Source organism: Flagellimonas taeanensis (assembly GCF_003584105.1).
GTDB lineage: Bacteria > Bacteroidota > Bacteroidia > Flavobacteriales > Flavobacteriaceae > Flagellimonas > Flagellimonas taeanensis.
Genome location: NZ_QXFO01000005.1, coordinates 77,346 through 89,326 on the forward strand (window position 1 = coordinate 77,346; position 11,981 = coordinate 89,326).

Annotated in this window: 12 protein-coding genes; 7 read left to right on the forward strand and 5 right to left on the reverse strand. The window is 47.9% G+C overall.

The annotated features are described in order from the left end of the window. Positions 1 to 10: 10 nt before the first annotated feature. The 4 genes from D2V93_RS00420 to D2V93_RS00435 form a co-directional block, all read right to left on the reverse strand. Positions 11 to 775: a M48 family metalloprotease gene (locus D2V93_RS00420; protein WP_072878666.1), complete on the reverse strand. Its 765-nt coding sequence runs from the start codon at positions 773 to 775 to the stop codon at positions 11 to 13. Between the two features lie 178 nt (positions 776 to 953). Continuing rightward, positions 954 to 1,688: a M15 family metallopeptidase gene (locus D2V93_RS00425; RefSeq protein ID WP_119617939.1), complete on the reverse strand. Its 735-nt coding sequence runs from the start codon at positions 1,686 to 1,688 to the stop codon at positions 954 to 956. Between the two features lie 461 nt (positions 1,689 to 2,149). Further along, positions 2,150 to 3,325: a gliding motility-associated C-terminal domain-containing protein gene (locus D2V93_RS00430; RefSeq protein ID WP_119617940.1), complete on the reverse strand. Its 1,176-nt coding sequence runs from the start codon at positions 3,323 to 3,325 to the stop codon at positions 2,150 to 2,152. A gap of 2 nt (positions 3,326 to 3,327) precedes the next feature. Then, positions 3,328 to 4,620, reverse strand: a complete 1,293-nt coding sequence (locus D2V93_RS00435; protein WP_147377327.1) for a hypothetical protein — start codon at positions 4,618 to 4,620, stop codon at positions 3,328 to 3,330. A gap of 482 nt (positions 4,621 to 5,102) precedes the next feature. Between D2V93_RS00435 and D2V93_RS00440 the strand changes: the two genes are divergently transcribed. From D2V93_RS00440 to D2V93_RS00465, 6 genes are all read left to right on the forward strand, one after another. After that, positions 5,103 to 5,843, forward strand: coding sequence for a carboxypeptidase-like regulatory domain-containing protein (locus D2V93_RS00440; RefSeq protein ID WP_119617942.1), 741 nt, complete (start codon positions 5,103 to 5,105; stop codon positions 5,841 to 5,843). Beyond that, complete coding sequence (locus tag D2V93_RS00445) at positions 5,840 to 6,649, forward strand: carboxypeptidase-like regulatory domain-containing protein (RefSeq protein WP_119617943.1); 810 nt, start codon at positions 5,840 to 5,842, stop codon at positions 6,647 to 6,649. Before D2V93_RS00440 ends, D2V93_RS00445 begins: the two co-directional genes overlap by 4 nt. A gap of 337 nt (positions 6,650 to 6,986) precedes the next feature. After that, on the forward strand, positions 6,987 to 7,505 hold the full coding sequence (locus tag D2V93_RS00450; protein WP_119617944.1) for a DUF6702 family protein: 519 nt from the start codon (positions 6,987 to 6,989) through the stop codon (positions 7,503 to 7,505). A gap of 60 nt (positions 7,506 to 7,565) precedes the next feature. Then, positions 7,566 to 9,881, forward strand: coding sequence for a M1 family metallopeptidase (locus D2V93_RS00455; RefSeq protein WP_072879435.1), 2,316 nt, complete (start codon positions 7,566 to 7,568; stop codon positions 9,879 to 9,881). Between the two features lie 80 nt (positions 9,882 to 9,961). Beyond that, on the forward strand, positions 9,962 to 10,240 hold the full coding sequence (locus tag D2V93_RS00460; RefSeq protein ID WP_072879436.1) for a Sec-independent protein translocase subunit TatA/TatB: 279 nt from the start codon (positions 9,962 to 9,964) through the stop codon (positions 10,238 to 10,240). A 3-nt stretch (positions 10,241 to 10,243) separates the two neighbouring features. Beyond that, entirely contained in the window at positions 10,244 to 10,816 is a 573-nt protein-coding gene (locus tag D2V93_RS00465; RefSeq protein ID WP_072879437.1) for a phosphatase PAP2 family protein, read from the forward strand. Here the strand turns inward: D2V93_RS00465 and D2V93_RS00470 are convergent. Then, positions 10,782 to 11,423 (reverse strand): O-methyltransferase, encoded by a 642-nt coding sequence (locus D2V93_RS00470; RefSeq protein ID WP_119617945.1) that lies wholly within the window; start codon positions 11,421 to 11,423, stop codon positions 10,782 to 10,784. The genes D2V93_RS00465 and D2V93_RS00470 overlap by 35 nt on opposite strands. Before the next feature lie 42 nt (positions 11,424 to 11,465). Between D2V93_RS00470 and D2V93_RS00475 the strand changes: the two genes are divergently transcribed. After that, the gene (locus tag D2V93_RS00475) at positions 11,466 to 11,951 is read left to right on the forward strand and encodes a GNAT family N-acetyltransferase (RefSeq protein WP_245978019.1); all 486 of its coding nucleotides are present in this window, start codon (positions 11,466 to 11,468) and stop codon (positions 11,949 to 11,951) included. Positions 11,952 to 11,981: the final 30 nt, after the last annotated feature.

The window sequence follows — 11,981 nt, forward strand, 5'->3', positions numbered from 1 at the left end:
CGTGTCGATTCTATCGACCTGAATATTTGGCTATGGCTTCCTTGATCTTTTCGATTCTATTTTCCGGGTCGGGGTGGGTGCTCTGAAACTCGGGGACCCGATTGGGCCCTGCTGCCGATTTTAAAATTTCCATCACCTGGATCATTTCATGGGGGTCATATCCAGATTCAATCATGAACAGCACGCCAAGGTCATCGCTCTCCAGTTCGTCGCCACGCCCATTTTTCAACAAGGTGTTCTGTCCAATACCACTCACCACACTTCCCATATCGCCACCCACGGATGCGCCAGTGGCCAATGTCTGCCAAAATCCGCTCTCGGCAATACGTTCCGCAGAGTGCCTGCCGATCACATGACCTATCTCGTGCCCCAGTACGCCGGCCAATTGGGCCTCGTTGAGTTGGGAGAACAGGGCATAAGTGATGAAAATTTGCCCGCCCGGAAGGGCAAAGGCATTAATGGTGCGGTCGTCTGCCAGCAAATGGAAATCATATCTATATGGAGTCTCCTTGGCAATGCTGTTCTGGACAAGCCGGTTGCCCACCTTGTCCACGAGGTTCTGCAAACGCTCATCGGGATATAGCCCTCCGTGCTGTTGCGCCATTTCGGGTGCGCTCTGCAGCCCAATGGCAATTTCCTGTTCCGTGGTCATGTCAATGTTCTGGACCCTCCCGGTATAGGGGTTTTCTTCTTGGTTGCTACAGCGACGGATAAAGGCAAAGGCCACAATGGCAAGGCCAACCAAGATTCGGATCCTCCAACTCCCTCTTCTCATGGTGTTCGTGTTTAGCGGTAGTTGAAGATACGAAAAAAGGGCTATAAAAATGTGCAGTGCATTTTGAAGATTCTTTGGCTTGAAATTCTAGTTCTCGATACGATTTTCATTGGTTTCGACTTCACTCAACCATCAAAAATCACTCGAACTGACAAATTTTAATCAAAATGCGCAATGGCTACAAAAGTTTTGGGTTGATGTCCAAAATATGGTCTTGGACATAGGTCCGTACAAACCCGGCCGTGAAGTGCTCAATGCCCAGAAACTCTTCCTGGAGCAACAGTTTCATAACATTCAACCTGCGGTATGCGGTGAGCATGGGAATGGAAATGGGCGCATAGCTATAGTGCCAAGGCTCATATTTGAAGCCCCTTCGTCTGGGGTCATTGGTATAGACCAGATAAAACCCGAACTTTTCCGAGTTCTCGTCCAACCATAGCTTTAGCCCCTCGTAAGGTCCCCCGTTTTCAAATTTTCTGGGGACCAGCACATCTCCCGATGCTTTGGGATAACCATCTATGATGTCGATGTCGGTACCCCAGTGATGTCTGCTGGTGCCGGGGATGGTGGAATATTCAATGATCTTGTCGATGGCCTTTAGGGGGGACAGTCGCTCGTCCTCGGTATAGCTAAGGTATTTACGCTCCCAAATGCCCTCCTGTCGGTAAAAATCCCTGAAACTGGAAACGATCTTGATGTCGAACCCGGCTGAATAGGCGGCCTTTTTCATCTCCAAAAAGGAATCGTGTGCCGCTTTCCTCAGGTTGATGCCTTCTCCGAAAAGTTCCACCTTGGCCTTTCCCATGAGCTCTTCGGTGGTGTATTCGTCATTGGTCGGAAAAGGAAAAAATGGGGGCAGGGCACAGGCCAGGCCCGATACGGAGGTGGTTTTTAAAAAAGTCCTTCTTTTCATCGTAGATACGTTATGCCGTTGTTCGGTTATTTAGCTATTGGGTCAATGTTTGTTGTGCTGGATGCATGAGATCAGTTCTCTACTCTTGTTTCTTTTGTCTTTCGTCATTTTTCGTGGTTCTGTTTTCTCATTTCTTGAACCTGAAGTTGGACTTGGGTTTTCTACTCCTTCGACTTACTTCGACTACGCTCAGGGTGCCAGCTCAGTGTGGCCGTTGTTCATGGACCATAGAACCTCCTCCCATCAAACAACGTAAAAATCGCAATAATCTGTCAATGGAGCCAAAAAGAGATCAAAATTTATCCATATATAGGACGGGATATTCGGCTTGAAGTTGTGGTTCTCGATACAATTTTTCATTGGTTTCGACTTCGCTCAACCATCAAAAATCACTCGAACTGACAAATTCCAACCACAACCCATAATAGATTGCCCTAGCTGTGGAATGGGTTCTTTGGAAATCAGCGATCCAGGAAGAGGAAGCCGGTGTATTGCAGGTTGAGGTCGTCCAGGGTGACCAGGTAATAATAGATTCCTTCGGGAAGGCCAACGTCCTGGCTCATGACGAAGCTCCCGGTGTTGGAATCACCTCTGAACTCGTTGGTGTAGTTGATTTTTTCAAAAACCTTTTGGCCCAATCGGTTAAAGATACGCAGGCTGTTGTTGGGCGACTCGTCCATATTGTCAATGACCAGAAAATCGTTCACGCCATCGCCGTTGGGACTGAGGAAATAGTTGCCCAAGGTAGGGTTGTTCACCGCAAAAGTGTCCGTGGGCAAAGGAATGGTGCCAAAGGTAATGGCCGCATAATCACTGGGCACAAAGGTTTCCGAGGTCACAAAACCCTCGGTCACATCACCGCTGATGGCGGAATTACCGATGATGACCCATTGGTTGGAAGACTTGCTCCAGCCCACCACGATTATCGCCTCCAAAGTAGCATTGGGAATCAGGCCCAAAGCACTTCGGGTGTTCCAGCTGATGGTCGCTTTAGCGGGTACATCGCTCTGAAAGATCCAAAATTCCCGATTGGTGACGGTGCCGATGTCCCTTACCTTTTCCTCCACATCAAAAGCGCCCGGAACGGACAGGGGTGTGGAAGGGTCCTCGAAAAAATAGGCACATACGGCCAGGGGCGTACTGCCCTCCGATTCCATCGTCAAGGTCCGGAGTTGGTGATGATCCCCAACGGGAAACCGAAAAAAGTCGCGGTTGTTCACGGCGGCAAAGCCGGTGACCTTGGAGTCGTCGTTCTCGCTGGCGGAAAAACCATGCTCCATAAAGTTGAGGTAGACCGTCTGATCATCGGTAGGGGTGTTCACGTTGCCCTCAATAAAGTTGGCATTGTTTTGCACCTGTACGGGAATATGCAAAAAGATTTCGCTAGTGGCCATAAACTCCACATCCCTGAACGTGGGGATGGTGTTGCCCCTTACCTGAATGGAACTGTTGCCATAGAAGCCCACCAAGCCTTCGTTCTGCTCAAAGGGGGCATTGTTGGTAAAGTTGGTGTGCAGGCCCAGGCCACTGTTGGAACCGCCAAAATGTACCCGCATGTTGCCGGCATGGTGCAGGGCGCTTTGCGCCACTGCAAAATGGGCGAACAATAGGAATGCTATGAGGTGGAGGGGTTTCAAGATTAAAATGCTATTACAGTGAAATGCCAATCAGAGTCTGAAAGAGAGGTGCCTTCATAAATTTGTACCTCAAATGAGTTTGCAGTTTGATTAGTTACTTGAATTGATCTTGCTCCAAGATTACTAGAAGTAGTTAATTGCACTATAAAATCTGACGGTGTTGTGCTTAAAATAATTTCATAAGAACCACCTGTGTTATTAGCAAAATTGTTAATTCCAAAATTTGTTCCAAGAGCTCCTGATATGATTTTTCCCATAGCAATAACAGGATTGGTAACCGTCACATTAAATTCTTGGCCGGAGGGGGTTACTGTGATTCCTTCACCTTCGGTGACAGTTATACCATCCACATAGGCCTTCGTTGCGGCATCCTGAGGGTCGGTCGGGTCCAGGACATCGGTGATGGCACTGTTGCCCGCACTTGGGTCAATGGCTATCACATCGGCAAGGTTCTGTGCCTCGGTAAATGTACTGTTGATGACATATGGAGTGGCGGCGGTTCCGTTTCCGGTGATATTGATGTCGGTTCCATTGTTGAGGATGGTCTCCGACCCATTGGCGGCATTGTTGGTTATCTCGGTGTCCACATAGGCCTTCGTTGCGGCATCTTGTGCTGCGGTTGGGTTTTGCAAATCTTTAATTTGCTGGTTTCCTGCACTGGGGTCTACAGCAATGACGTCGGCGAGATCCTGAGATTCGGTGATGCTGATATCCGCTTCGTTGATCAGGGTCCATGCGCTGCCATTCCATTGGAAAAGGTCGCCATTGGCACCTCCATCTTGCAAATGGGAGAGTCCTACGGATCGAGGGGCCAAATCTTGGCTGCCCACGGAACCGTTTTGGATTTTGTCCCCGTTCACTGCCGAAGGGGCAATATTGGCCCCGTTGATGATGCCCACCTCAAAATTATAGTTGATACTGCCGTCCGGGTTGGGCGTTTCCGTGATCACCACGGTATTGTCCAATGCATTGGGGTTGATCGGCCGCATATGGTCCGCCCGGGTGCTCACCGTAAAGGAATTGTCCAGTTCCTCACAAATGTTGACCCACTCCGTTCCCGTATAGTAGTGTAGGCAGTCGTGGTCGGTATTATAGACCAACGCACCGCGCAAGGGGGAAATGGCATTCATTTGGAGGTCATTTACCCGCGTGATGACGAGCACACGCGAGGTACTTTCCAATTCCAGTACAGAGGAATTGTTGAGGTTTTGTGGATTGTCGCCAATCTTGACCTGTGCGGTCAGAGTATGGGTCATCAGTAGGGCAATGACCAAGTAGCTAATGTACGTTTTCACAGTGTTAGTATTTGAGGATTCGCTAACGTAATCCACAAAACTAATCTTATATCATTATTTTTTGACCATTTCCCGTCCAAATGCGAAGTTCAGGGGTGAACGGAGTTCGGGTTGCGGGTTGTGGGTGGGGCAAAAGACGAGAGACAAGGGATGAGAAACATGAAACAAGAGACAGCAAACTCCAAGCCTTACACTTGAAACCAAGAAACCATAGCCAAGACTGCTAAGCTGCGTACCGCCTACTGCAATCTACTGCCTGCCCACTGGACGTATAATTAACAAAAGTTTAGAACCCCTACATTTTTTTATATGGGCTTCAAGGGTTTTCTTTAACTTGTGCTTGAGGTGTTATGGCAAAGAGCTGTCGGCACAATTGTCATTTTAGGGGTGGTCGGGCCACTTTTGGACGGCTGATTTTGCCGTATCTTTGATGACAAGCCTCGGTTTAGGCCCCAAAAGGGCATCAATCTAAAATACAAACAATGAAAAATATTCTTTTGGTCGTGTTCTCCTTTCTGTTCTCTGCTACATCGCTGGCACAGGACGATCGCCAATTGCTCCGTGGAAAGGTACTGTACCGAAACACCAATGTGCCCAATGAGAACGTGATCAACTCTACCTCGGGCGAGGCCACCATCACCAACGATGATGGGGAGTTCACTATTGCGGTGAAAGTGGACGATCAAGTGGTGTTCACGGCGGTGAACTACCAATTGATGGTGGTGAAGATCACCCCGGAGATCTTACAGAACAACCGATTGGTGGTGGAGGTGACCGAAAAGGTGACCGAACTGGACGAAGTGATCGTGACCCCCGAGAACCAAGAGGGCTTTCTTCGGGTAAAGAACGAGGATTTTAAGCAGTTCGACTACGAAATAGACAGGGGCACCGAGGTGGTGAACGTCGCGGAATCGCAAACCGTTCGGGGCATGCAGAACGGCCTCAATTTTGTAAACATCTTCAAGGCCCTTTTCAAATCCCGCGAAGTGGATGGTCAGGAAAGGGAGCCACTAAAAGTGAGCGAGGTGCTCAGGCATGTGTATGACGATGAGTTTTTTGTGGTGGACCTGAAACTTCCGCAGGACAAGATAGATGCCTTTTTGCTCTATTGTGATGATAAGATACCCTCCCAGACCCTTCTCAGAAAGGATAACGAGTTCCAACTGATTGATTTTCTGGTCACACAGAGCAAGGAGTATTTGGAAACCTTGAATGAGGAATGAAGCATTTTTTTCTTCCTTTGCTGTGCTTCGTGGGCTTTTTTGCCACCGCCCAGGATGGGCCTGTGAAAGCATTGAGGGGAAGGGTCACCAGTGCCGATAAGGATGTGGTAGGGGTGGTGGTCCAGAACATCAGCTTGGAGCAGGCGGTGATCACCGACATGGATGGCAACTTTACCATCAATGTGCAATTGGGCGACACGTTGGTCTTCTCAGCGGTCCATTACCAGAGAAAAATAGTACCCGTGACCGAAGTGCTGTACAAAACCAGTTTTGTGGAAGTGCCCATGGAAGAGTTCGTCAACGAGCTGAAAGAAGTGGTGGTACGACCCTATAACCTTTCGGGGGACTTGAGCCAAGACTTGGACAAACTGACCTTGGAAAAGGATGTGAGTGCATCGGCCCTGGGTCTGCCCAATGCAAACGTAAAGCCCCTGACCCAAAGTGAACGGTTGCTTCGGGAAGCATCGTCCATGACCATGACGGCAGGCGGCGGTGTTGGCGGAGCAGGGGGTGGAATGTCGCTCAATCCCATCATCAATGCCATCAGCGGACGTACCAAAATGTTGAAGAACCGGGTGAAAGTGGACAATACCTACGCTAGGACCCAACGCGTACAGGATTTTTATGTGGATTCCCTGTTTGTGATGACCTTGAAGATTCCTATGGAAAAATTGGACGACTTTATGTATTTCTGTGAGGTGGACGAGACGTTCCAGCAAACAGTCGATACCCACGACAAGTTGAAAATTTGGGACTTCATGGTGGAGAAGAGCCGTGCTTACCGTAAGAACAACAATTTGGACTGAAGTTTTGTGGTGTTGGAAGCCGGGAGTCAGAAGTCGGATATCTGATGTCGAATTGCCAACCATAGCTGTCACCCTGAGCGTAGTCGAAGGGGCGAAAAATTCAAGTCCAAGTTCTAGAACAGAGAAAATGGACGAAAAACAAAGGAAGCAAGAGCCAAGAACTGACCTCGAGCATCCAATACCAAGCACAATAACCAATAACTCAGTAACAAAGTAATAAGCTGACATATAGTACTTGGTCTGGTTTCTTATGTCTTGAAAAAGTTGTTTTGGCAAACAAATTGCAGATAACCCTATAAAACTGTAACATTGCCCTAATAATAACGTCAGATATACCATGATGAAGCGGAAAATTGCAAAAGTATTGGTCTCGCCTTTGGCAATGGCCCTTTTTTTGTCCTTCACCACCGCACATAAATTCTATGTGAGCGTCACCAACATGGTCTATGCCGAGGAGGAGGATGCGTTTCAGATCACTTCCCGTATTTTTATAGACGACTTGGATGCCCTTTTGGCCGAACGCTATGGCATCAAGGCCAAGTTGGCCACCCCGGACGAGGCCAAGGTGGCCGATGAATACATTGAAAAGTACCTACGGGCCAAATTTCTGGTCCTATTCAACGGGGAAGCGGCCCAATACAACTTCTTGGGAAAGCGGTACGATAACGATGTGGTCATTTGCTATCTGGAAATTCCGAAAGTAAAGCTATCCTCTATCACGACCATGACTGTGGAGAACGAAGTGCTCACCGACCTGTTTGACGAACAGAAGAACGTGGTCCATGTGAAATGGAAGGGGAACAAAAAGAGTTTCGTGCTGATGAAGAGCAATAATAAAGGAATGTTAAACTTATAACGCTTTGTTAACAATTGGTTAAAATGCGTTATTTTTCACCCTCATAAAATCAAATTGAAAATGAACAGAATCAAACATTACGTAGCATCCCTGCTCTTTCTTTTTGGTGCCATGGCCATGGCGCAGGAAGGAGAGGCAAAAAAAGAACGGGAGCCAGGACACTACAACCAAAGTAGGTTCAAACAATTGTACGAGGAGTTCTCCACTCCCAACACCTATCGCTCGGCTTCGGGCGCTCCGGGACCAGACTACTACCAGCAACAGGCAGATTATGTCATGAACGTGGAACTGGACGACAAAAATGCCAAACTCTATGGTGAGGAGACCATCACCTATCACAACAATTCACCGGACAACCTGGAGTTCCTTTGGGTACAGTTGGATCAAAACGTACGTGCCAAAGACTCCAAATCCCCATTGAGGGACGGTAATGGTGTGAACATTGCCTACACTGCGGGCAATTTTACCGAAACCTATATCAGTGAGCCTTTCGATGGAGGGTTCAACATCGAGTGGGTGAAGGATGCCAGTGGTAAGCCATTGTCCTACACCATCAACCAGACCATGATGCGGGTAAACATTCCCCAAGCCCTTAAAAGCGGGGAGAAGATTTCCTTTTCCATCAAGTGGTGGTACAATATTCCCGATCACACCGTAAACAGGGCCCGTTCTGGATATGAGTACTTCCCCAAGGACGGTAATCGTGCTTATGTGATCGCACAGTTCTTCCCTAGGATGGCAGTCTATAGCGATGTGGAAGGATGGCAAAACCATCAGTTTTGGGGAAGTGGCGAGTTTGCCCTGCCTTTTGGAAACTACGATGTGAGCATCACCGTGCCTGCTGACCATATTTTGGATGGCACCGGGGTATTGCAGAACAGGGAGGATGTGTTCTCCAAAGAAATGATGAAACGTTACAAGGAAGCCACCAAGTCGTATGACAAACCGGTGATCATTGTGACCCAAGAAGAAGTGGAAGCTGCGGAAAAAGGTTTTTCCACGGATAAAAAAACATGGAAGTTCAAGGCGACCAATGTCAGGGACTATGCCTTTGCCTCTTCGCGCAAGTTCATTTGGGACATGCAGGCCGTCAAAATAGGCGGAAAGGACGTTATGGCCGTTTCCATGTACCCCAAGGAAGGAAACCCATTGTGGGAAGACATGTCCACCAAGGCCGTGGTTCAGACCCTGCAGACCTATTCAAAACATACGTTTGACTACCCTTACCACAAGGCAATTTCCGTACATGCCAAGAACCAAGGGATGGAATACCCCATGATCTGCTGGAACTATGGACGCCCCAATGAGGACGGTACCTATTCCGATAGGGTGAAATACGGTATGATCAGTGTGATTATCCACGAAGTGGGACACAACTTCTTCCCTATGATCGTCAACTCCGACGAGCGTCAGTGGGGATGGATGGATGAGGGTCTTGATACCTTCATGCAGTACTTGGCAGAGCAGGATTTTGGAAAAACCTACCCGGACATCATTGCCCCGAACGGAAAATATCCATCCCAAAGGGGTGAACCAGCTGCCATTGTGCCCTACATGAGTGGTGACCAAAACTTTATCTCCCCCATCATGTCCAACCCCGAGAACGTGTACCAATTGGGACCCAATGCTTATGCCAAACCAGCTACTGCACTGAACATCTTGAGGGAAACGGTAATGGGCAAGGAATTGTTCGATCATGCCTTCAAGACTTACGCACAACGTTGGATGTTCAAGCACCCCACTCCTGAGGATTTCTTCCGTACCATGGAAGACGCATCCGCAGTGGACTTGGATTGGTTCTGGAGAGCTTGGTTCTACACCACTGATTATGTGGACATAGGGGTCAAAGGGGTCAAAAAATACTATGTGACCAACAAACCTACCAAAGAAATGGAGAAATATATGGCCGATAGGAATCTTACCGAGGCCGACCTTCCCCCATTGGTGTACTTGGCAGAAGAGGATAGCGAGGACTATATGCCTGAGCTGAAGGGAAAATCCCCAACAGAGACTTCACAGAACTTGAAGGAGTTTATGATGGACAACATGACCGAGGCCGAAAGGTCTCAAGTGAAGGAACCCAAATATTTCTATGAGATCACTTTTGACAAGCCGGGAGGTGTTCCCATGCCATTGATCGTGGAATATACCTATGCCGATGGCAGCAAGGAAAATGTGACCTATCCTCCAGAAATCTGGAGAAAGAACGACGCCGAAGTCAAAAGGGTCGTTGCTTCACAGAAAGAATTGGTGGGCATCGTGGTGGACCCCAAACTGGAAACCGCCGATATCGATACCACCAACAACTCCTGGCCCAAGAAAGACGAGAAGTCAGACTTTGATAAGTTCAAGGAGAGTATTAAAGGAGAAAAATAGCGAAAATTTAACTATTTAGGGCCCCGTGATTTCACGGGGCTTTTTTTATTTTCCTACCAAGTTCTCATTATATTTGTTGTATGTATTTTCTATTCATAAGCGGTGCGGAGATATTTTTCATCCTATTCATAGTGGTGATGGTCTTTGGTGCCGACAAAATTCCAAGTATAGCCAAGGGACTTGGCAAGGGAATGCGCCAGTTGCGGGATGCCACGGACGATATCAAACGTGAGATTCAGAAAAGTGCCGAAAAACAGGGCATCGATACCGATTTCACCAAGGATATCCGCAATGAGCTGAACGAGGTGAAAAAGAATGTGGACGAAGTGACCGGCTCCATCAAAAGAAGCTCCAAATAATCCATGCTTGAAAAATTGCTCCAATGGGATCGGGATACTTTTGTCTATCTCAACAGTTTGGGCATTGAAAAATATGATGCTTTTTGGTCCACGGTGACCCATATTGCCACATGGACACCCCTTTTCGTTCTTTTTTTGGTGTTACTCTATATGAAATTTCCCAAAAAGGATGCCCTTTATAAATTCTTGACGGTATTGGGATTGGTAATTTTTGTCACTGCCATTACCCATTTCACCAAAATTTCAGTGGCACGGTTACGGCCTAATAACACGGAGGAGATCAACACCCTGATCCGGATATTGAAGACCCCGACAGACTATAGCTTTTTCTCGGGGCACGCCTCCAGTTCCTTTTCCATTGCCATGTTGATGTACCTTTTTTTGCGGGCAAAGCTGAAGTGGGCCCTCCTTTTCTTCATTTGGCCCATTCTTTTTACCATGAGCCGCATTTACGTCGGTGTCCACTTTCCCATTGATATCATTGTAGGAACGGTGGTGGGCCTACTGTCCGGTTGGCTGTTCCATGCGCTATACAAACGCTTTATAACACCCTACTCAGCGTCAGTCCATCCCTGATGGGCAATAATACCGTTTCTACCCTCGGGTCATCCTTGAGCTTTTGGTTATAGGCCAGAAGGGCCGCAGTGGCCTTGTCGGATTTTTCAATGGGTTCCACCACCTTGCCAGACCATAGCACATTGTCGGAGAGAATGACACTGCCCGGTCTTGTTTTTTGGATCACGGCCTCAAAATAGGCATCATAGTTTACCTTTTGTGCATCAATAAAGACCAAGTCAAAAGTCTGTTCCAGTTGTGGTACCAAGTTCAGTGCATCGCCCGTATGTTGGATGATTTGTGGACCATACCCGCTCCTGTCAAAATACTTCCGCTGGATCAGTCGTAGCTCTTCGTTCACCTCAATGGTGTGCAATTGCCCCCCTTTTTCCAATCCTTCGGCCAAGCAGAGCGCCGAATATCCCGTGTAGGTCCCGATTTCCAAAATATATTTTGGGGCGATGATCTTGGACAGCATACTGAGTACCCTTCCCTGAAAATGCCCTGTGATCATTCGGGGCTGTACTACTTTGAGGTGGGTTTCGCGGGTCAGTTCCCGCAACAGTTCGGGTTCCGGTTCCGAATGGTCGGCAATATAACTTTCCAACAAAGGGGAGAGGAAATGCATGGTCAAGTTTTCGCAAAAATAGGGAAAAGAAGTACATTCGACATGGATTCACGAATTTGGAAGATGATGTCAAAAACGATACATATAAGGAGGGGCACCTTGGAAGATCTGCCCACACTGCTGCAATTTGAACAAGAGATCATTAGGGCGGAACGCCCATTCGATGTCACCATCAAGGAAGGCCACGTAAGCTATTATGACCTGGCCCAGATGGTACAGGATACCGAAGCCCATGTGGTCGTGGCCGAAGCTGATGGAAAGCTTGTGGCGTCCGGCTATGCCATCCCAAAGAAGGCGAGGCACTATCTGGACCACGATTGGTATGCCTATTTGGGGTTCATGTACACCGACCCAGAATACCGAGGGTTGGGCATCAATGCGAAAATTGTGGATGAATTGAAGCAGTGGTCGGTCCAAAAAGGGTTCAAGGAAATACGGTTGACCGTTTATAGCGATAATCTTCCTGCCATCAAGGCCTATGAAAAAGTAGGATTTAAAAAACATATCATCGAAATGCGGTTGGAGTGACTTCCCAAGCCAGATTTAATCCCACAAATC

Coding starts and splice junctions, on each gene's coding strand:
- D2V93_RS00425 (WP_119617939.1), bottom strand. CDS start 1,688: ATGAAAAGAAGGACTTTTTTAAAAACCACCTCCGTATCGGGCCTGGCC.
- D2V93_RS00450 (WP_119617944.1), top strand. CDS start 6,987: ATGATGAAGCGGAAAATTGCAAAAGTATTGGTCTCGCCTTTGGCAATG.
- D2V93_RS00420 (WP_072878666.1), bottom strand. CDS start 775: ATGAGAAGAGGGAGTTGGAGGATCCGAATCTTGGTTGGCCTTGCCATT.
- D2V93_RS00465 (WP_072879437.1), top strand. CDS start 10,244: ATGCTTGAAAAATTGCTCCAATGGGATCGGGATACTTTTGTCTATCTC.
- D2V93_RS00440 (WP_119617942.1), top strand. CDS start 5,103: ATGAAAAATATTCTTTTGGTCGTGTTCTCCTTTCTGTTCTCTGCTACA.
- D2V93_RS00475 (WP_245978019.1), top strand. CDS start 11,466: ATGGATTCACGAATTTGGAAGATGATGTCAAAAACGATACATATAAGG.
- D2V93_RS00455 (WP_072879435.1), top strand. CDS start 7,566: ATGAACAGAATCAAACATTACGTAGCATCCCTGCTCTTTCTTTTTGGT.
- D2V93_RS00445 (WP_119617943.1), top strand. CDS start 5,840: ATGAAGCATTTTTTTCTTCCTTTGCTGTGCTTCGTGGGCTTTTTTGCC.
- D2V93_RS00460 (WP_072879436.1), top strand. CDS start 9,962: ATGTATTTTCTATTCATAAGCGGTGCGGAGATATTTTTCATCCTATTC.
- D2V93_RS00470 (WP_119617945.1), bottom strand. CDS start 11,423: ATGCATTTCCTCTCCCCTTTGTTGGAAAGTTATATTGCCGACCATTCG.